Origin of the sequence: Micromonospora sp. NPDC049580, from assembly GCF_040675595.1 — a bacterium.
Lineage (GTDB): Bacteria > Actinomycetota > Actinomycetes > Mycobacteriales > Micromonosporaceae > Micromonospora.
In genome coordinates this window covers 1-18,248 of record NZ_JBFAPG010000074.1, presented here as the reverse complement: position 1 = coordinate 18,248, position 18,248 = coordinate 1, and the positions used below count along the sequence as shown (strand labels likewise).

At 70.7% G+C, this 18,248-nt stretch carries 19 protein-coding genes and 1 pseudogene; 8 read left to right on the top strand and 12 right to left on the bottom strand.

Going from position 1 to position 18,248, the window contains the following annotated elements; genetic code table 11:
• Positions 1-36 precede the first annotated feature (36 nt).
• The 3 genes from AB0J68_RS09445 to AB0J68_RS09435 form a co-directional block, all read right to left on the bottom strand.
• On the bottom strand, positions 37-207 hold the full coding sequence (locus tag AB0J68_RS09445) for a hypothetical protein (protein ID WP_363937488.1): 171 nt from the start codon (positions 205-207) through the stop codon (positions 37-39).
• Between the two features lie 117 nt (positions 208-324).
• Positions 325-624, bottom strand: coding sequence for a hypothetical protein (locus tag AB0J68_RS09440; protein WP_363937485.1), 300 nt, complete (start codon positions 622-624; stop codon positions 325-327).
• 55 nt (positions 625-679) lie between these two features.
• Positions 680-1,108 (bottom strand): VOC family protein, encoded by a 429-nt coding sequence (locus AB0J68_RS09435; protein ID WP_354861873.1) that lies wholly within the window; start codon positions 1,106-1,108, stop codon positions 680-682.
• Positions 1,109-1,211: 103 nt separating this feature from the next.
• Between AB0J68_RS09435 and AB0J68_RS09430 the strand changes: the two genes are divergently transcribed.
• Positions 1,212-2,120: an NAD(P)H-binding protein gene (locus AB0J68_RS09430; RefSeq protein WP_363937482.1), complete on the top strand. Its 909-nt coding sequence runs from the start codon at positions 1,212-1,214 to the stop codon at positions 2,118-2,120.
• On the opposite strand, the gene AB0J68_RS09425 is transcribed toward AB0J68_RS09430, so the two are convergent.
• Positions 2,117-2,557, bottom strand: a complete 441-nt coding sequence (locus tag AB0J68_RS09425; RefSeq protein WP_355137097.1) for a GNAT family N-acetyltransferase — start codon at positions 2,555-2,557, stop codon at positions 2,117-2,119. The genes AB0J68_RS09430 and AB0J68_RS09425 overlap by 4 nt on opposite strands.
• 215 nt (positions 2,558-2,772) lie before the next feature.
• Here AB0J68_RS09425 and AB0J68_RS09420 point away from each other — a divergent pair, with 215 nt between their 5' ends.
• Positions 2,773-2,901: a hypothetical protein gene (locus AB0J68_RS09420; RefSeq protein WP_354861878.1), complete on the top strand. Its 129-nt coding sequence runs from the start codon at positions 2,773-2,775 to the stop codon at positions 2,899-2,901.
• 154 nt (positions 2,902-3,055) lie between these two features.
• A complete protein-coding gene (locus tag AB0J68_RS09415) occupies positions 3,056-3,550 on the top strand; it encodes a GNAT family N-acetyltransferase (protein ID WP_363937479.1) in 495 nt (164 codons plus the stop codon).
• A gap of 10 nt (positions 3,551-3,560) precedes the next feature.
• Here the strand turns inward: AB0J68_RS09415 and AB0J68_RS09410 are convergent, their stop codons facing one another.
• Positions 3,561-4,001, bottom strand: coding sequence for a VOC family protein (locus AB0J68_RS09410; RefSeq protein ID WP_354861881.1), 441 nt, complete (start codon positions 3,999-4,001; stop codon positions 3,561-3,563).
• A gap of 422 nt (positions 4,002-4,423) precedes the next feature.
• Here AB0J68_RS09410 and AB0J68_RS09405 point away from each other — a divergent pair, with 422 nt between their 5' ends.
• The 3 genes from AB0J68_RS09405 (at position 4,424) to AB0J68_RS09395 (ending at position 6,142) form a co-directional block, all read left to right on the top strand.
• The gene (locus AB0J68_RS09405) at positions 4,424-4,657 is read left to right on the top strand and encodes a hypothetical protein (RefSeq protein ID WP_354861883.1); all 234 of its coding nucleotides are present in this window, start codon (positions 4,424-4,426) and stop codon (positions 4,655-4,657) included.
• Positions 4,658-4,761: 104 nt separating this feature from the next.
• Positions 4,762-5,412: a VOC family protein gene (locus tag AB0J68_RS09400; protein ID WP_355137091.1), complete on the top strand. Its 651-nt coding sequence runs from the start codon at positions 4,762-4,764 to the stop codon at positions 5,410-5,412.
• A 70-nt stretch (positions 5,413-5,482) separates the two neighbouring features.
• A complete protein-coding gene (locus tag AB0J68_RS09395) occupies positions 5,483-6,142 on the top strand; it encodes an MSMEG_1061 family FMN-dependent PPOX-type flavoprotein (RefSeq protein ID WP_363937474.1) in 660 nt (219 codons plus the stop codon).
• Positions 6,143-6,161: 19 nt separating this feature from the next.
• On the opposite strand, the pseudogene AB0J68_RS09390 reads toward AB0J68_RS09395, so the two are convergent.
• From AB0J68_RS09390 to metH, 4 genes and pseudogenes are all read right to left on the bottom strand, one after another.
• Positions 6,162-7,154: pseudogene (locus AB0J68_RS09390) on the bottom strand (IS701 family transposase); the annotation flags it as partial.
• 13 nt (positions 7,155-7,167) lie between these two features.
• Positions 7,168-7,950 carry a DUF6082 family protein gene (locus AB0J68_RS09385; RefSeq protein ID WP_355137087.1) on the bottom strand — a complete coding sequence of 261 codons (783 nt, stop codon included), beginning with the start codon at positions 7,948-7,950 and terminating at the stop codon, positions 7,168-7,170.
• 719 nt (positions 7,951-8,669) lie between these two features.
• A complete protein-coding gene (locus tag AB0J68_RS09380; RefSeq protein ID WP_354861890.1) occupies positions 8,670-9,365 on the bottom strand; it encodes a VOC family protein in 696 nt (231 codons plus the stop codon).
• 71 nt (positions 9,366-9,436) lie between these two features.
• Positions 9,437-12,952 carry a methionine synthase gene (gene metH / locus AB0J68_RS09375; RefSeq protein WP_363937471.1) on the bottom strand — a complete coding sequence of 1,172 codons (3,516 nt, stop codon included), beginning with the start codon at positions 12,950-12,952 and terminating at the stop codon, positions 9,437-9,439.
• A 262-nt stretch (positions 12,953-13,214) separates the two neighbouring features.
• Here metH and AB0J68_RS09370 point away from each other — a divergent pair, with 262 nt between their 5' ends.
• Positions 13,215-14,084 (top strand): PAC2 family protein, encoded by an 870-nt coding sequence (locus AB0J68_RS09370; protein ID WP_145782100.1) that lies wholly within the window; start codon positions 13,215-13,217, stop codon positions 14,082-14,084.
• Positions 14,085-14,206: 122 nt separating this feature from the next.
• Positions 14,207-14,998: a GntR family transcriptional regulator gene (locus AB0J68_RS09365; protein WP_363937468.1), complete on the top strand. Its 792-nt coding sequence runs from the start codon at positions 14,207-14,209 to the stop codon at positions 14,996-14,998.
• A gap of 304 nt (positions 14,999-15,302) precedes the next feature.
• Here AB0J68_RS09365 and mshC read toward each other — a convergent pair whose 3' ends face one another.
• The 3 genes from mshC to AB0J68_RS09350 all read right to left on the bottom strand — a co-directional run bounded on the left by mshC (position 15,303) and on the right by AB0J68_RS09350 (position 18,004).
• Complete coding sequence (gene mshC / locus AB0J68_RS09360; protein ID WP_363937466.1) at positions 15,303-16,541, bottom strand: cysteine--1-D-myo-inosityl 2-amino-2-deoxy-alpha-D-glucopyranoside ligase; 1,239 nt, start codon at positions 16,539-16,541, stop codon at positions 15,303-15,305.
• Between the two features lie 66 nt (positions 16,542-16,607).
• The gene (locus AB0J68_RS09355; RefSeq protein WP_354863291.1) at positions 16,608-17,426 is read right to left on the bottom strand and encodes an SCO1664 family protein; all 819 of its coding nucleotides are present in this window, start codon (positions 17,424-17,426) and stop codon (positions 16,608-16,610) included.
• A complete protein-coding gene (locus tag AB0J68_RS09350; protein ID WP_354863290.1) occupies positions 17,423-18,004 on the bottom strand; it encodes a DUF3090 domain-containing protein in 582 nt (193 codons plus the stop codon). Before AB0J68_RS09350 ends, AB0J68_RS09355 begins: the two co-directional genes overlap by 4 nt.
• Positions 18,005-18,248: the final 244 nt, after the last annotated feature.

The following is an 18,248-nucleotide window of genomic DNA, read 5'->3' as shown; positions in this document are numbered from 1 at the left end:
GCGCGCGGCATCACGGCAGGAGCCGAGAAGTGAAGTTCACCGACGGGTACTGGCAGCACTGCTGGCGCCGATGATCGGGCAACTCGACAGCAGGTCGTTGAGTTCCCGGGCCAGCACCACGACCGCCCGACGTGCCGCGGCGGCGACGTCGTCGTCCGGGCCGTCGGGTGTCGGCGGCAGGCCCTCGAGCGGCAGCGGCGCCTCCACCTGGAGCAGCGCGCGAAGATGCGGACTACGCGTCCGGTCCTGCTCGGTGGGCGTGGTGAACTGGCCGAACAGCTGCGGCCAGTCCCGCCAACCACGGTCGCGTTGCCACTGCTTGGTTCAGGTCAGCTCCGCGGGCCAGCGGGAGGCCACGGTGACCGCGCAGACCATGCCGCCGTCCCACGGACTGCGTTCGCAGGTCGCCGAAATGATGCGCCGGTGCCACAGGACGAAGCCGGGCGACAGCTCGCTGGCCACCCGCCAGGCCGTCGCGGCGAACGCGACCGGCGCGAAGTCGCCCCACGTCTCGGCGAATTCGTCGATCCGGCGGAGCACCTCGGCCTCGTAGCGACCGTGCCCGCCGGTGCCGTGCTCGCGGTCGAACTGCTCGTCCACCCAGAAGGCGCGCGGTTCCCGCATCCTCGACCCCGTTCTCGACGACCGTCAGCACCCCGGTCGCACGGGTGCCACGCCACTATCCCACCATGATGCAGAACGGGTGGCCGGCCGGGTCGGCGTACACGCGCAACGGCTCGTCCGGGTCCTCGATCCGGTCGTAGCGCAGCCGGCCGCCGAGGCGCAGCACACGCTCGTGTTGAACCAGCAGCTCGTCGACGGAGTCCACGGTCAGGTCCAGGTGTAGCTGTTGTGGCACGTCGTTCTTCGGCCACGTCGCCTCGGGCAGGTCGTCGATTTGCTGGAACGCGATCTGTGGGCCACCGTCCGGGGACCTGAGCACCAACCAGTCACGGCCGCGCTCGTCGGGTCGGCCGTCCACGGGTGGCTCGTCGCCGGGTCGATAGACGAAGCCCATGAGCTGCCGGTAGAACTCCGCCAACTTCCGCACGTCGGTGCCGTCGAGCACCACCGACGTCAGCCGCGGAACGCTCTCCTGGTCGATCATCCTCCATCACCTCCGGACGCCATTGTGGTCGCGCCCTGCCCCCGTCGCACCCGCAGCCGCCGCGTGCTTGACACGCACCCCACTGCAGAGTGGACGATTCAGCGTGCGGATTCTCGTGGTGGGTGGCAGTGGCCTGATCGGCGCGCACGTCGTGGAGGTGCTGCGCGAGCGCGGTCATGCCACGACCGCGGTGGCGCGTACCGCCCAGCAGGGAGTCGACCACCTGCTCGACGTCGAGTCCGCCTCGATCGACGACCTGCGGTCGCTGCTCGCCGGTCACGACGGCGTCGTGTACGCCACCCGGACCGACGAGCAGCGGCCGCTGCCCACGCCGATCTACCCGCAGTTCCGGCGCGACAACGTCGATCCGGTGGTACGCCTGTTCACCGCCGCCCGCGCCCAGGGCCTCACCCGTGGCGTGATCATGGGCTCGTACTACACGTACTTTGACCGGTCGCACCCGCAGTGGCGGCTCGCCGAGCGGCACACGTACATCCGCTGCCGCCTGGAGCAGGCCCGGGAGGGGCGCGCCGCCGCCGGGGCGGGTCTGCCGGTCGCCGTACTCGAACTGCCCTTCGTCTTCGGCCGGGCCGGCGACCGGCTGCCGAACTGGGCCGGTCCGCTGGACCGGTGGGCGCGCTCGCGTACACCTCTGGTCGCGCCGACCGGCGGAAGCGCGGCGGCTTCGGCGCGCAGCGTGGCCGAGGTCGCGGCCGACGCCCTGGAGCAGGCCAGCGGCGCGGACATTCCGGTCGCCGACGAGAACCTCACCTGGCACGACATGATCGCGCGCATCGCCGACGCGGTCGGCCGACGCCGCAGGGTCGGCCGGCTACCGGCCGGCGCGGCACGCACGGCCCTGCGGCTCGGCGGCGCGTTGCAGGCCCTCAGTCGCAAGGAGTCCGGGATCAATCCCACCTACCTCGCCGACCTCCTGCTCGCGGAGTTGTTCATCGAGCCGACGACCGGCCGCGCGCTGGACCCGGCGCTGCGCGAAACCTTCCCTGGCTAGCCGGTTGGGCGCGCGAGGTACGCCGTCTTGACGTCGGCGGAGAACCCGCAGGCGCGGTAGAACGCGTGGGTCGCCAGGTTCTGCGAACCCGTCATCAGCATCGCCTTGTAGCAACCGGCGTCCCAGGCGGCCTGGAGCGTGCCGGCCATGATCTGCCGACCGAGCCCGGTGCCGCGTCGGGATTCGTCGACGACGACGTTCTCGATGACGGCGTACGGCGATGCCGACCGGCTGAGGTTGGGGATCACGTTGAGGTACGTCGTGGCGACGACGACCCCGTCCAGGTCGAGGACGAACAGACGCAGCCCGGGTGAGCCGAGGATCTGCGCGAAGGCCGCCGCATCGGTGCCGTCGTCCAGCACCGGATCGTCCGGGTTCAACTGCCGGTACAGGTGGATGATCTGCGCGAAGTCGTCGGGCCGGGCCGCACGGAACATGCCGCGAGCGTAACGAAGGCGGCGGTCGCCGTGAGCGCCGCGCTCAGTGGCAGTGCTGCGGCGAAGCCGCGCCGACCGGACCGACTCCCCAAGATCTGCGCAACTTCGGGGATATCGTGGTCTCCCTGCGCCGGGAGGCCGCAACAACCCTGAAGTTGTTGGCTCCACCAGTGGCGGTGCCGCCCTGACTCCTCCTCCCGTGGGTCGCGCTGCCGGTGCTGCACGGTGTCGCCCTCGTCGCCCATCCCCGCCGGCCGGGTTTCGTCGCGCTGCGCGTGACGGCCACCGGCACCGCCGGCAACACCGTGACGCAGACGGTGCTGCTGGCCTACCGGACCGCGTGACGGGTGGAGTCCGGGGCGGCGGTAACCACCCCGGACTCCACCGCCCGTGCTGTCGGCGACACTCACGTCGTACGCCAGCGTGACGTGTTGTCCAGCATTGGTCCCGGCTCCCGCCTCCGGGCAACCGCACGATCATGTGTGCGAGGCTGGCGCGGTGACCGACTTCGACATCCGCGCGGCCACCCCGGCCGACGCCGAGTTCCTGGTGGACATGCTCGTCGAGGCCGTGAACTGGCAGCCCGAGCGCGACTGGCCTCGCGAGCGGATCCTGGCGGATCCCGCGCTGGCCCACTACGTCACGGGGTGGATGCGGCCGACCGACGTCGGTGTGGTCGCGGTCGACCCCGCTCACCGGCCGCTCGGCGCCGCCTGGTTCCGGCACCTGAGCGCCGAAGATCCCGGCTACGGGTACGTCGCCGACGACGTGCCGGAGCTGACCATCGGTGTGCGGCGAGAGTGGCGAGGGCGGGGTGTGGGCCGGGCGCTGCTGCGCGCCGTCCTGGACGCCGCGCGGGACCGCGGCATCCGTACCGTGTCGCTGAGCGTGGAGCGGGCGAACGCCGCCGCCCGTCTCTACGCGTCCGAAGGGTTCCGCACTGTCGAGTCGTTCACGGACGCGGACACCATGGTCGCCGAGGTCGGGGCCTGACTCTCGCGGCTCAGCGGAGGTGCTCGGCCAGTCCGACGATGATGCCCTCCGGGCCACGCAGGTAACAGAGCAGGAAGATGTCCTCGTACCGCTCGACCTCCCCGACGAGTTCGGCCCCATGCGTACGCAGTCGGGCGATGACGTCCTCGATGTCGTCGACGGCGAACATGATCCGACGGATCCCCAGGGTGTTCGCGGGCGCGTTCTCCGGTGCGGGGCTGATCGCCTTCGGCGTGTGGAACATCGCCAGCTCGACCTTGCCGTGACCGTCCGGGGTCCGCAGCATCGCGACCTCCTGCCGGACGTCGTCGATGCCGATCACACGCTCCACCCACCGTCCCTCGACCGGCCCCCTGCCCTCCAGCTCCATGCCGAGTTCGACGAAGAACGCGATGACAGCGTCGAGGTCGTTGACGACAATGAGGACGTTGTCCATCCGCTGGATCGCCATGCGGGATCTCCTCGCTCTGGTGCGCCGCCGTGGTCGCATCCTCCCCCGAGACGAAGCCACCAGCGGGTTCTCGACACGGAAAGGGTCCCGACTGGTTTTTCTCTCGCCGTGCGACGCCTGGGCCGCGCTCGCTCGAAGGCGGCTGCGTCAACGCCACACCCTCCCGACGTGGGGCGGTATGGCTGGCAGGCTGCCCTCCCGGGATCGACCTCGGCGGGGAGTACAACCGGGTGTGCGATCATCGGGTCGTGGATGACCGGCTCCCAGGCGCGGTGGCGAGCACGGCCGATGACCTGAGCGGCAGAGGCGATGTCGCCCAGCCGGGCGTCGTGTCGCTTGGCACCGCCCTCCGGCGTTGGGCCCTTGGCCTCACCATGGGAACTCTCCTCGTCCTGGCGCTGTCCTAATTCTACTCCGACGGGATGCTCGCGATTCTCAGCGCGTTGGGCTTCCTGCATCGCACGGATGACCGACGGTCACGGTGGGCACTGGGCTCAGCGGTGCTGATCGCAGTGCCAGCGGCCCTTGCCGCTGCGGTGCTGTTGAAAGGGTCGCTACCGCAGCCCTGGGACGGCATCCTGTTCGCCGCACTCGGCGCTCTGCTCGGAAGCGTCGCCTACGCTGCCGTCACCCAGATCCGGCCAGGGACACGCTGACCACCCACCGGGGTCATCGTGGCCAACCAGGCTGTCGCCCCTCCACGTCGCGGGCAGCCGGCACCCGAACTCCGGTTGGGGCGTCCGATGTTAGGTTCGCTGGCATGACGCGGCAGATCACGGCCAGCGAGTTTCACGCGGCCGAGGGTGTGGAGGACTGGCGCTCCCTGTATCACCTGGTCTCCGCTCACTTCCCCACCGGTTCGTTGACCGAGGGCATCGCGTTCGTCGATGAGATCGGCCGCCTCACCGACGAGGCCGAGCAGCGGATTCTGACCATCGACGTACGCGGCACCGGCGTGACGGTGTCCCTGTCCCGGCGCGATGCCGGGCTGGCCAGGCGGATCTCGGCCGCCGCCAGGGAGCGGGGCCTCTCCGCCGATCCGACCGCCGTGCAGGTCATCAACCTCACCCTCGACGCGCTCGTCAGCGCGGAGGTGCTGCCGTTCTGGCGTGCGGTGCTCGGCTACTCCCAGATCGGCGACGACTACCTCTACGACCCGTCGCGCCGCGGCCCCGGGTTCGGCGTGCAGCAGATGGACGTGCCGCGCCCGCAACGGAACCGCATGCATCTCGACATCGCTGTTCCGCACGATCAGGCCGAGGCGCGCATCGCCGCCGCCCTGGCCGCCGGCGGCCAGCTGGTTTCCGACGCGCACGCGCCGATGTGGTGGGTTCTGGCCGACGCGGAGGGCAACGAGGTGTGCGTCGCCACCTGGGTCGGCCGCGACCTCAGAGCGTCCGGGGCGATCTGAGCTGCGGGTCCGAGCACCCGCCAGCAGCACGGTCCCCCACGGCTTCTGGCTGCCCAATAGGGTCGGCGGCATGACGCCAGCCCCTGCCACCACCGCCTTCGACTCGCTCCGCCTCGACGCGGTGCCCGACCAGCAAGCGCTGCGCCGGGCCTACGACCTCCCCAGCGAGGCGGCCGTGCGGAAACAGATGACCGAACTCACCGAGCAGACCCGGCGGTTGATCGGCTGTGCGGCGCTTGTCCTGATCGCGAGCGTGGACGCCGAGGGCAACTGCGACGTCTCCCCGCGCGGCGGCCCCGCCGGGTTCGTGGCCGTCCTGGACGCACGGACGGTGGCGATCCCAGACGCGACTGGCAACAAGCGCCTGGACACGCTGCAGAACGTCATCGCCACCGGACGGGCCGGGCTGCTGTTCATCATCCCCGGGCGCACCACGACGCTTCGGGTGAACGGCCGAGCCTGCGTCTCCACCCGCCCCGACCTGCTGTCGCAGCTGACCGCCGTGGGTAAGCCGCCGGCCAGTGCGCTGGTGGTGGGAATCGAGGAGGTCTACCCGCACTGCCCCAAGTCGCTCCTGCGCACCGGGGTCTGGGAGCCCGAGCGGTGGCTGCCAGCGGACGCGCAGCCGACCTCGGCCGAGGTGACGCTGGCCCAGCTGCGGATGCCGGAGCTGACGATCGCCGACATCGAGCAGGCGGAGGCGGACTCGCTGAAGTACCGGTACGAGTGACGAGCCGCGCAACGATCGTTTGAAACGATTCTTCGATCTTCCAGCGGCGGCCGGCCACCAGGACGAGGCTGCGTAGCGGGACGGCCTCGGGTGTCCAGCAGCGGTAGAAGGCCAGCTCGCCAGTCCTGCGGTTGCGGCGGATCAGCAGCCAGTGGTGCCCGCCGTGGGCGTCGGCGGCGTGTGGCAGTGCGGTAGAGGACTAGTCGTAGTAGCGATAGCCTTTCGCGCCTCGACCGGCGGACACCCGCTGCCAGGCGGTGGCAGGAAGACCGGCGGCTAGCACGTCAACGCGGCAGACGCCAAGGCCGGTGATCACCTGATGCGAACAGGCCACGGCCAGGACGTAGCCCAGTCGCAGCTCACGAAGCCGTGCGCCCAGATGCGGATCGTTGCCGTAGGCCTCGTCGCCGGCCACCCATCGACATGGCAGCGCGGCGGTGACCGCCGCGGCGATCATCCGAGACGCGAGCTGCGGCTTGGTCGCGAACCGCACCTGCTCAGGGACACCGGCCTCGGCGCGGCGCTCGGCGTCGTCGCACCAGGACCTGGGCAGGTAGAGCGCCGTGTCGAGCATCGCGTGAACAGCATCGGTGGCGTAGACGAGGTGCACGGCGACCTGACAGTTCTCGATCTTCCCGGCGGTGCCCGAATACTGCCGCTGCACGCCGACGGTGTGCCGGCCCTTCTTCAGATCGCCGGTCTCGTCGATGGCCAGTACCGCCTCGGCATCACCGAGGTGGTGGCCGACGAACTCGCGAACATCGGCGCGGACCTCGGCATCGTCCCACTTCACCCGGGTCAGCAGGTCCTGCATTCCGTCCAGACCCCTGTCACCCGCATGCTCCGCGATCGTCCAGCAGTTCTTTCGTGGTAACGGCGCCAGCAAGCCCCGGACGAAGTCACGCACCCGACGACGAGGCTCCGGCCTGCGGAGACGCTGCCCGGTCGTCAGCATCAGGTCATCGAACAACACCCGCCACCGCTGGGCGTCTACCCTGTATCCGGCAGTCACCGCCGCGTCATGCTCAGTCCACACAACCGTCCATGCTCGATGGTGGCTGCACCCGCTCCGGCCCCGGGTGAGCCCTCCCCCGGATCAGACCAACATCTCTGGCTGGAGTACGAGCTGATCGCAGCCGGCGCCATACCAGGCCTGCCGAGATACTCGCCGCAACGCCGATGACGACGCAGTTCAATAGGCGAGCGGCCGCTGGGACGGAGATTCGGACGGGACTGAGGCCATCTTCAGGCCCCGCTGCGCGCACTCTCGGTTCGGTCAACAAAGTTCTGGAATGCTCCTCATCAATGATCAGGAGAAAGCGTCGTCCTCGCCTCGTCCCCGCCGTACTCGCCGCCCAGGACCCCCGAGCCATCAGCCAGAAACGCCGAGCGACGTCGCCACGAAACATGCCGCCCAGCATGTCCCGAAGCAGCGGCTCCGAGATGGTGCCAATCTCGTAGCCCATCCAGGCGTACTGCAACAGCAGGTTGGTGTAGATGTGCTGCCGCTTGGCGGTGTCATCGGGCAAGTCCAGCGGACCCCAGCAGGGCAGGTAAACAGGTAAATCATCGAGTTGCATCCGGATCAGATCCGCGTGGAAACCGCGGATGGCCTGGATCCGTTCCGCTCTGGTCTGGCGGGCCTGGAGCAGCAGCGACGCCGCTACGCCTCCGAGCGCAAGTGCCGACAGGACCGCCGACGTGGCTCCGTAGGTCTGGCCGATATCACTTAACCGGCCCCAGTCTTCCGCCTCTCCCAGGCTCACAGCTCGCAGTGCGATGGGCGACAGGATCACCAGCCCCACCACGAGAAGGACTACAGCGACTGCGGCCGACGCTTGGCCGACGCGACGGGCCAGGCTCCGCCCTCCTATCGCCGGGCCTGGCACCGAAGCGCCACCGACACTGCGTCCGTCTGCACGGTCCCGACCCCTGGTGCTTCGATGCATCCCGGCATTCTGCCGTCCCGTGCTGCTCTTCTGCTGACCGTAACAATGGCTGGGTTGCGCCCCCGTGCTGCTGTCGTACCAGCGAAGACGGCATGAAGGTTCGGATCACGATCTCCGGCTGGAGTACTAGCCTCGGTGGCATACCACGACGACCGCTTGCCCTTAGGCAACAATCACGGGCGTCTACCTGCTGCTCTGTCGGCCATCCGCTACCGGCGTGGTCCGTGCTCGTCCGGTGGCGCCCGAGCCGGTCGTCACCCAAGCGCCGCCCTGGCTGATCTCGCAGCGGCGACACCTGCGCCCGCGATTGCGGATGCCGGCGATGATCCTGCCCTTGCCGGCGCACACGCGGCCGGCTACCTGCGTGCGTGGGCCGCCCTAGGCATGATGGTGGTCATGGAAAAGAGCCACTCGTTGATCGCGACGATGTGGGCGGTAGCTTGGTAGCGGACGGCGGGTTTGTCGTAGCGAGTAACGAGTGCCCGGTAGCAGCGTCCACCACCCGATCCGGGTACCCGGATACCGGCCAGGACCGGGATTGACTGCGGGCTGTCTCCTCGATGGCCGGTCAGCCCGGTCTACGAGTCGTCTCGGCCCTGCCAGGTCGTCACACAAGCCTCGTTACCCTCGATATCGGCGAGAACCCAGAAGGCGGGAGCATGGGACGCGGATACAAGTCGGCCACCGGCCGTCAGCGCGGCTTCGATCCGCCGTGGAGATTCGTCGTGCGGGACACAGATGTCGAAGTGGATGCGATTCCGGTCCCGGCGTGGCTGATCCATTTGCTGAAACCAGATCGCCGGACCCTGCCCGACCGGGTCGACGATCGGATCCTTCGGACCGTCGGCTCCCGCCTCGTCCGTGTAGCCCAGCACGGCCTTCCAGAACGGCCTGACCGCTGCGATGTCGAGCGCGTCGATAGCGATCTCCACGAGCTGGACCGACCGGGGCGCTCCCGTACCAATCTCAGGCTCCGTCCGTAGCCCGACATTCCAAATGGCGGCGGAAACTTGATGCGCCAGGTCGATATCGCAAGCGGTAAGCGCCGCCTGATCCAACGATTGCAGGGTCATGACAACCCGGTCTGGCCGGATATCAACGCGTAGGTGCTGATCGGCATGGCTGCCGCACGCCGCCACCACGCGCGCCGCCACCTCAGTTGCCTGGACCAATGAGCCGACGGGGACCGACGTGCGCAACGCGCCCAGCAAATACCGCCATCCCTGGTCGCTGACCGCGTCCGAGGCCGCCCGCCGACTCAGTGTCCGTTCCATGTAGGCATCCTCACATGCGCCCAAACGAATTCCGCACGCTGGCAAGGATCTAAATGGTCTAGACGTAATCGTTACTTGGCGTTGAAGTAGCTCGCTTCCGGGTGGTGGACCACGATGGCGTCGGTGGCCTGCTCCGGCATCAGCTGGAACTCCTCGGACAGCTCCACGCCGATCCGCTCCGACCCGAGCAGATCCACGATCTTCGCCCGATCCTCCAGGTCGGGGCAGGCCGGGTAGCCGAACGCGTACCGGCAGCCCCGGTAGTCGTTGCGCAGGATTCCGGCCAGGTCGCTCGGGTCGTCGTGGCCCAGCGGACGCCCGTCGGGCAGGGTCAGCTCGGCGCGGATGCGCCGGTGCCAGTACTCGGCGAGGGCCTCGGTGAGCTGCACGGACAGCCCGTGCACCTCCAGGTAGTCGCGGTACTCGTTGCGGGCGAACAGCTTCGCCGCGTACTCACTGACGGGTTGCCCGACGGTGACCAGTTGCAGCGCGACCACATCGAGCTGGTCGCCCTTGGGCTTGAAGAAGTCGGCCAGGCAGAGCCGTCGCTCCTGGCGCTGGCGGGGGAAGGAGAACCGGGCGCGCTCCGCGTGCCCGTTCTCGTCGAGCACCACCAGGTCATTGCCTTCGGAGTACGCGGGGAAGTAGCCGTACACCACGGCTGCCTCAAGGACCTGGTCGGCGATCAGCCGGTCCAGCCAGTACCGCAGACGCGGCCGGCCCTCGGTCTCGACCAGCTCGTCGTAGGAGGGCCCGTTGCCACCCCGGGCGCCGTTGAGCCCCCACTGCCCGCGGAACGTGGCCCGCTCGTCGAGCAGCGCCGCGTAGTCGGCCATCGGTACACCCTTGACCACCCGGGTGCCGAAGAACGGCGGGGCGGGCACCTCCACGTCCAGCGCCACATCGGAGCGCACCGAGGAGTCGTGCAGCTCCGGCAGGGACTCGGTGACCATGGTGCGCTGCCGTTCCCGGCGGGCACGACGGGCCGCCAGGGCCGCCTCCCGCTCCGGGTCGATCACCGGCGCTCCGCCGCGCTTGGCGGTCATCACCTTGTCCATCAGGGACAGACCCTCGAACGCGTCCCGCGCGTAGTGCACCTCACCGGGGAACATCGACCGCAGGTCGTCCTCGACGTACGCGCGGGTCAGCGCCGCCCCACCCAGCAGGACCGGCCAGCGGTCGGCGACCCCGCGCGTGGCCATCTCGGCCAGATTCTCCTTCATGATGACCGTGCTCTTGACCAGCAGCCCGGACATGCCGATCGCGTCGGCGCGGTGCTGCTCGGCGGCGTCCAGGATGGCGCTGATCGGCTGCTTGATGCCGATGTTGACGACCTCGTAGCCGTTGTTGGACAGGATGATGTCGACGAGGTTCTTGCCGATGTCGTGCACGTCGCCGCGCACGGTGGCCAGCACGATGCGGCCCTTGCCGCCGTCCTCGGTGGTCTCCATGTGCGGCTCCAGGTACGCCACCGCGGTCTTCATCACCTCGGCCGACTGGAGCACGAACGGCAGCTGCATCTGCCCGGAGCCGAACAGCTCGCCGACGACCTTCATGCCGTCCAGCAGGATGTCGTTGATGATCGACAACGGCGTTCGGCCGCCGGCCATCGCCTCGTCCAGGTCGGCCTCCAGGCCGTTGCGCTCACCGTCGATGATGCGCCGCTTGAGCCGCTCGTCCAGGGGCAGCGCCGCCAGCTCCTGCGCACGGGTGGCGCGCGCGCTGGTCACGTCGACGCCCTCGAAGAGCTCCAGGAAGCGCTGCACCGGGTCGTACCCCTCGCGGCGCCGGTCGTAGACCAGGTCGAGCGCGACCTCGCGCTGCTCGTCGGGGATCTTCGACATCGGCAGGATCTTGCTGGCGTGCACGATGGCCGAGGTCAGGCCGGCCTGGACGCACTCGTGCAGGAACACCGAGTTGAGCACCTGCCGGGCCGCCGGGTTGAGCCCGAAGGAGATGTTCGAGATGCCCAGGGTGAAGTTGACCCCCGGGTAGCGGGTGGAGATCTCCCGGATCGCCTCGATCGTCTCGATGCCGTCGCGGCGAGTCTCCTCCTGACCGGTGGCGATCGGGAACGTCAGCGCGTCGATCAGGATGTCGGCGCGGTCCATCCCCCACCGGCCGGTCAGGTCGTCGATCAGCCGTGCCGCGACCCGGACCTTCCACTCCTTCGTACGCGCCTGGCCCTCCTCGTCGATGAGCAGCGCCACCACCGCCGCGCCGTGCTCGCGCACGACGGGCATGACCCGCGCGTACCGGGAGTCGGGGCCGTCGCCGTCCTCGAAGTTGACCGAGTTGACCACGCACCGGCCGCCGAGCATCTCCAGCCCGGCCTCGACGACGGCCGGCTCGGTGGAGTCCAGCATGATCGGCAGCGTCGACGCGGTGGCGAACCGGCCGGCCAGCTCGCGCATGTCCCGGGTGCCGTCGCGCCCGACGTAGTCCACGCACAGGTCGAGCAGGTGCGAGCCGTCACGGGCCTGGCTGCGGGCGATCTCCACGCAGGCGCGGAAGTCACCGGCGAGCATCGCCTCCCGGAACGCCTTCGAGCCGTTGGCGTTGGTCCGCTCCCCCACCATCAGCACCGACGCGTCCTGGGCGAACGGCACCGGGTGGTAGACCGACGAGACACCCGCCTCGTGCTGCGGCTCGCGGGCCGGGGCGGTGACGCCGTGCAGCCGCTCGGCCAGCACCCGGATGTGCTCCGGCGTGGTGCCGCAGCAGCCGCCGACGAGCCCCACGCCGTACTCGGTGACGAACCGCTCCAGGGCGTCGGCCATCTCCACGGGAGTCAGCGGGAAGTACGCGCCGTCGGCGGTCAGCACCGGCAGGCCGGCGTTCGGCATCACCGACACCGGGATGCGGGAGTGCTGCGACAGGTAGCGCAGGTGCTCGCTCATCTCGGCCGGGCCGGTGGAGCAGTTGAGCCCGATCAGGTCCACCCCGAGCGGCTCGATCGCGGCCAGGGCCGCGCCGATCTCGCTGCCCACCAGCATCGTGCCGGTGGTCTCCACGGACACCTGGCAGATGATCGGCACCTGCTGCCCCAGCTCGGCCATCGCCCGCTTCGACCCGACGACCGCCGCCTTGACCTGCAACAGGTCCTGGCAGGTCTCGATGATCAGAGCGTCCGCGCCGCCGTCGATCAGGCCGGCGGCGTTCTCCTGGTACGCGTCGCGCAGGGTCGCGTAGTCGGCGTGCCCGAGGGTCGGCAGCTTGGTGCCCGGCCCCATCGAGCCCAGCACGAACCGGGGCCGGGCCGGGGTGCTCGCCGCGTCGGCGGCCTCCCGCGCGATCCGGGCGGCCGCCGTCGACAGCTCCCGGATGCGGTGCGGGATGTCATATTCGGCCAGGTTGGCCAGGTTGGCGCCGAAGGTGTTGGTCTCCACGCAGTCCGCGCCGGCGGCCAGGTAGGCGTCGTGCACCCCCCGCACCACGTCGGGACGGGTGACGTTGAGGATCTCGTTGCACCCTTCGAGCCCGTCGAAGTCGTCGAGCGTGAGGTCAGCGGCCTGCAACATCGTGCCCATCGCCCCGTCGGCGATGAGGATCCGATCGGCCAGCACATCCAGCAACGAAGTCCGCACCCGTTCAGGTTAGTGCGATCCTGCGTGAACCCGAGCGCCGTCCGGGCCCGATCCCATATTGTGTCGGGCGGATCACGCTGTCCGGTTCGCCGCCGTATGCCCGGTGGTGGACCGGGCGGACCGGCGCGGCCGACGGGCCGCATCCCTGCCCGGCACGTAGGCTGGCGGACGTGAAGGACAACAGGGACGCCGCCGTGCACCACGGCCCGACGACCGGGCGCGGTTCCGGTGTCGGCCGCGACGAGCAGGGTGAGGTGACGGCGTGACCGAGTTCGACGGACTGCCGGTACTGCGGTCCCCCGTGGCCATTGCCGCATTCGAGGGTTGGAACGACGCCGCCGACGCGTCCACCGCGGCCGTCGAGCACCTGGAGCAGGTCTGGAACGCGCGGCAGATCGCCGAGCTGGACCCGGAGGACTTCTACGACTTCCAGGTCAGCCGGCCCACCATCACCATGGCCGACGGGGAGACCCGCCGGGTGGAGTGGCCGACGACCCGGTTCATGGTGGCGAGCCCCGAGGGCACCGACCGGGACGTCGTGCTGATCCGGGGCATCGAGCCGAGCATGCGCTGGCGGACGTTCTGCGAGCAGGTTCTGGAGATCTGCCACAGCCTGGAGGTGGAGCGGGTGGTGCTGCTCGGCGCGTTGCTGGCCGACGTGCCGTACACCCGGCCGTTGCCGATCAGCGGCAGCGCCTCCGACGCGCAGGCCGCGGAGCGCTACCAGCTCACTCCGACCCGCTACGACGGCCCGACCGGCATCGTCGGCGTGCTGCACGACGCCTGCGCCCGCGCCGAGGTCGACGCCGTGTCGTTCTGGGTGCACGTGCCGCACTACGCCAACAACCCGCCCTGCCCCAAGGCCACCCTCGCCCTGCTGCACCGGGTCGAGGAGGTCGTCGACCTGCCGGTGCCGATGGCCGACCTGGCCGAGGAGTCCGCCGAGTGGGAGCAGCGGGTGCGCAGCGCCGCCGAGCAGGACGCCGAGCTGGGCGAGTACGTCCGCGAGCTGGAGGAACGGGTCGGCGACGAGGGCATCACCCCGTTGACCGGTGACGAGATCGCGCAGGAGTTCGAGAAGTACCTGCGGCGTCGGGGCGGTTCGGCCGGCCCCACCGCCGGCTCCTGGTAGCACTGTTCTCTGCGGGCCCTCGGACCTTTGTGGTCCCGGGGGCCCGTTTTCGCGTGTCCGGGGTGGCGCCGTCACACCCTCTACGGCATCCTAGGAACCTAGATGTGATCAAGGAGGCGGGTGTGCAGATCAACCCCGGCGCGGCCGAGTTCCCCCACCGGCAGATCGCCGCGCAACTCAAGGACCAGGTCCGCCGCGGTGACTGGGGGCCGGGCGAGCGGCTGCCGTCCATCCCGGCCATCGCCGAGATGTTCGGCGTCGCCAAGCAGACCGTGCAACGCGCCGTCGACCAGCTGCGGGTCGAGGGCATCCTGATCACCAAACCCGGCTCCGGTACGTACGTCCGGGGCACCCGGCGCCGACTCAACCGGCTCTCCCGGGGCCGGTACGGCGGTTTCCGGGGCTACCACACCGACCTGGCCGCTCGGTACCGCCAGCAGCTCGTCGCGGTCGGCCGCGCCCCCGCGCCCGCCGAGGTCGCCGACGCGTTCGGCGTCTCCGACGGCACGGACCTGCTCTGCCGCCGCCACCTCGTGCGCACCGACGACTCCCCCGTCGAGGTGGGCGCCTCCTGGTTCCTGCCCGCCGACACCGCCGGCACCTCACTGGAGCGCGCCGAGGCGTTCGGCCGGCCGCTCTACCAGGAGGCCGAGGAGGCCACCGGCCGGCGGTACGTCTCGGCCACCGACACGATCAGCGCCCGCCAGCCCAGCCGGGAGGAGGCCGAGACCCTCCAGATCCGGCCCGACACCCCGGTGCTGCACCTGCTGCACGTCGCCTTCGACGCGAACCGCAAGCCCATCGAGGTGGCCCAGGCCACCTGGCCCGGCCCGATGACCACCCTCACCGAGGAGTACCAGATCCCCGCCCCCACCCGCGACCCGGACCCGGACCCTGGCCTGGTCCTCGGCTGACCCACCCCGAGGGCCAGCGGACCGCGCAGCAAGCCGGCAGCGGAGGGGCGGGGTTGGTGTATGCGCCCTGTCGACCTGCCCCATCTTTGGGACGGAGCCGCACCGACGATCAGGTCCGCAGCGAGCCGGGCCAGCTCGCCGAAGGCTGCGTCAGCTCGTGCGCCTCACCGCCCCACATTCGGGGCAGCTCGACAGGACACACCACAACCACACCCACCCGGCCAGAGAAAGCCTCCCCGGTACGCGCTGGGGGGCGCCGGGCCCCCGGGCAGCGCCGGAAGCACGCCGGGGCCGGACGCGAGTCTTAGAGGCGGATGCCCAGAAGGGCGTCGACCGTCGCGGCGAAGAGCGCCGGCGCCTCGGGGTCATCCGTGGCGCCGGACAGGGTCACGTCGGCCCAGCGGTCGGCCACGGCCAGGGCGCCCGGGGTGTCGAGGTCGTCGGCCAGGCGTTCGCGTACCCCGGCCAGCAGCTCGGCCCCGGACGGCCCGGCGGGCGCGGCGGCGGCCCGCCGCCAGCGGTCCAGGCGCTCCTGCGCGGCCGTGAGCAGCTCGTCGGTCCACGTGCGGTCGCCGCGGTAGTGCCCGGAGATCAACGCCAGCCGGATCGCCATCGGGTCGACCTTGTCGGCGCGCAGCCGGGAGACGAAGACCAGGTTGCCGCGCGACTTGGACATCTTCTCGCCGTCCAGGCCGATCATCCCGGCGTGCACGTAGTGCTCGGCGAACGGCGCCTGGCCGGTGAGCCGCTCGGCGTGCGCGGCGGACGCCTCGTGGTGCGGGAACAGCAGGTCGTTGCCGCCACCCTGCACGTCGATCCGGTCGCCGAGCAGGTTCAGCGCGATGACCGCGCACTCGATGTGCCAGCCCGGCCGGCCCGGGCCCAGCTCCCCGCCCGGCCAGGACGGCTCCCCCTCGCGGGCGCCGCGCCACAGCAGCGGATCGAGCGGGTCGCGCTTGCCGGCGCGGGCCGGGTCACCGCCGCGCTCCGGGAAGATCTCCAGCATCTGCTCGCGGGTCAGGTTGGACTCGTAGCCGAACCGGCCGGTGGCGGAGATGTCGAAGTAGACGTCGCCGGTGCCGTCGTCGAGCCGGTACGCGGCGCCATCCTTGAGCAGCACCTCGACCTTGTCGGCGATGTCCGGGATCGACTCGACGGCGCCCACGTAGTGCTCCGGCGGGATGATCCGCAGCGCCTCCATGTCCTCGCGGAACAGCGCCGTCTCCCGCATCGCCAGGACCACCCAGTCCTCGCCGTCGCGGGCGGCCCGCTCCAGCAGCGGGTCGTCGATGTCGGTGACGTTCTGCACGTAGCGCACCGGGCGCCCGGCGTCCCGCCACATCCGCTGCACCAGGTCGAACGTGATCATGGTGGCGGCGTGGCCGAGGTGGGTGGCGTCGTACGGGGTGATGCCGCAGACGTACATGCTTCCCGCGTCGACCGGCTCGCTCGGGTGGACGCCCTGCCGCGCCGAGTCGTACAACGCCAGCGGCTCGCCTCTGCCCGGCAGCCGTGGCACCTCGTGTCCCGCCCAAGACTCCATGGCCTCAGCCTAACCAGCCCTCAGGCGGCACCGGGCCGCCCCACGGGTGATCAAGATGACAGCGGTTCACATCGGCGGCCAGGGCACCGCCGGCCAGTCCTCCGGCGGCTGCGGAAAGCGGCCGGTCTTGCGCAGAACGTCGATGCGGACGGCCAACTCGGCGATCTCGCTGATCGTCAGGTGATCGGCCAGCTCGTCGCCGAGCGCCCCGGCGACCTGCCCGGCAAGGCCGTCGAGCATCTCCACGGCGTCCGGCGGCAACTGCTTTCCGGCCCAACCCCACAGCACCGTCCGCAGCTTGCCCTCGACGTGGAAGCTCACCCCGTGGTCCACGCCGTAGATCCGGTCGTCCGCGCCGACCAGCACGTGGCCACCCTTGCGGTCCGCGTTGTTGATCACCGCGTCGAGCACCGCGAGACGGGCCAGCCGGGGGTCGTCGGCGTGGGCGAGGGCGTACGCGACGCCGTCGTCGTCCCGTGCCGCCGCGATGGGGAACCAGCGTGGCGGCAGCTCGTCGGCCGGCACGAACCCGACGAGCGGCTCGGCGTCGTCCGGCTCGTCGATCCAGAGCTGGCAGGAGCCGGGGCCGAACGGCCCGTCGCGCAGCACGGTGGGCGGCACCAGACCCCAGCCGGTGGCGTCGGAGACCAGGAACGCCGACACCTCCCGCCCGGCGAGGGTGCCGTCCGGGAAGTCCCACAGCGGGCGCTCGCCGCGCACCGGCTTGTAGACACAGCGGGCCGTGACCCCGTCGAGGGTCAGGATGCCCCGCAGGGTGGTGTTCGACGCGTCGACCAGCCGGCCCTCCAGGTCGAGCGTGCCGTCGCGCAGCAGCCGCAGCGCGGCGTCACCGTCGCGCAGGGGCTCGAGGCCGGACAAGGTCACCGGTGGTAACCGTTGTGCCGCGGGCACAGGTGCCCGGCGGGATCCAACGGCTGGCCGCACAGGGGGCACGGCGGCCGGCCCGCGTTGACCACGCGCCGGGCCCGCTCGATGAACTGGCGGGTGGCCTGCGGGGTGAGCCGGACCCGGAGCCGGTCCAGGTCCTCGTCCGGCTCGTCGTCCTCGTCCTCGTCGTCTTCGTCGTCCTCGTCGCCCAGCTCGACCTCGGGCTCCACCTCGCCGGCGGCGATCGCCTCGATCACCACGGTCGCGGTGTCCACGTCGAAGGCCAGCCCGAGGGTCCCGACGCGGAACTCCTCGTCGACCGGAGTGTCCAGCGGCTCGTTGTCGCCGATCACCGGCGCCAACTCGGGCAGGTCCACCCCGAAGCGACGCTGCGCCTCGGTGAGCAGCTCCTCCAGCTTCTCGGCGAGCAGGGACACCTGGACCTTCTCCAGCGCGACGCTGACCAGCCTGCCGCCGCCGCGGGCCTGCAGGAAGAACGTGCGCTCCCCCGGCGGCCCGACAGTCCCGGCGACGAACCGCTCCGGCGGTTCGAAGGCGTGCACCTGGTGGGTCATACCCACGACCCTATCCGGCCCGCCATGGCATCGCGCACCCCACCGACCCGAATCACCGCAGGGGCAACGCGCCCGGTGTATCGGGGGCCACACCCGGGCGTGGCGGCCCCCCGGGCCGTGGCGGCCTCGGCGTTCGCGGGGGTCGCGGCCCCGGCCGTGGCGGCCTTGGCCGGTGGTGGTGGCGTCACCGCGCGCGTCACCTGGCCGCACCCGCCCCGCCGCCCACGGCGGCGTCCGAGTCGGC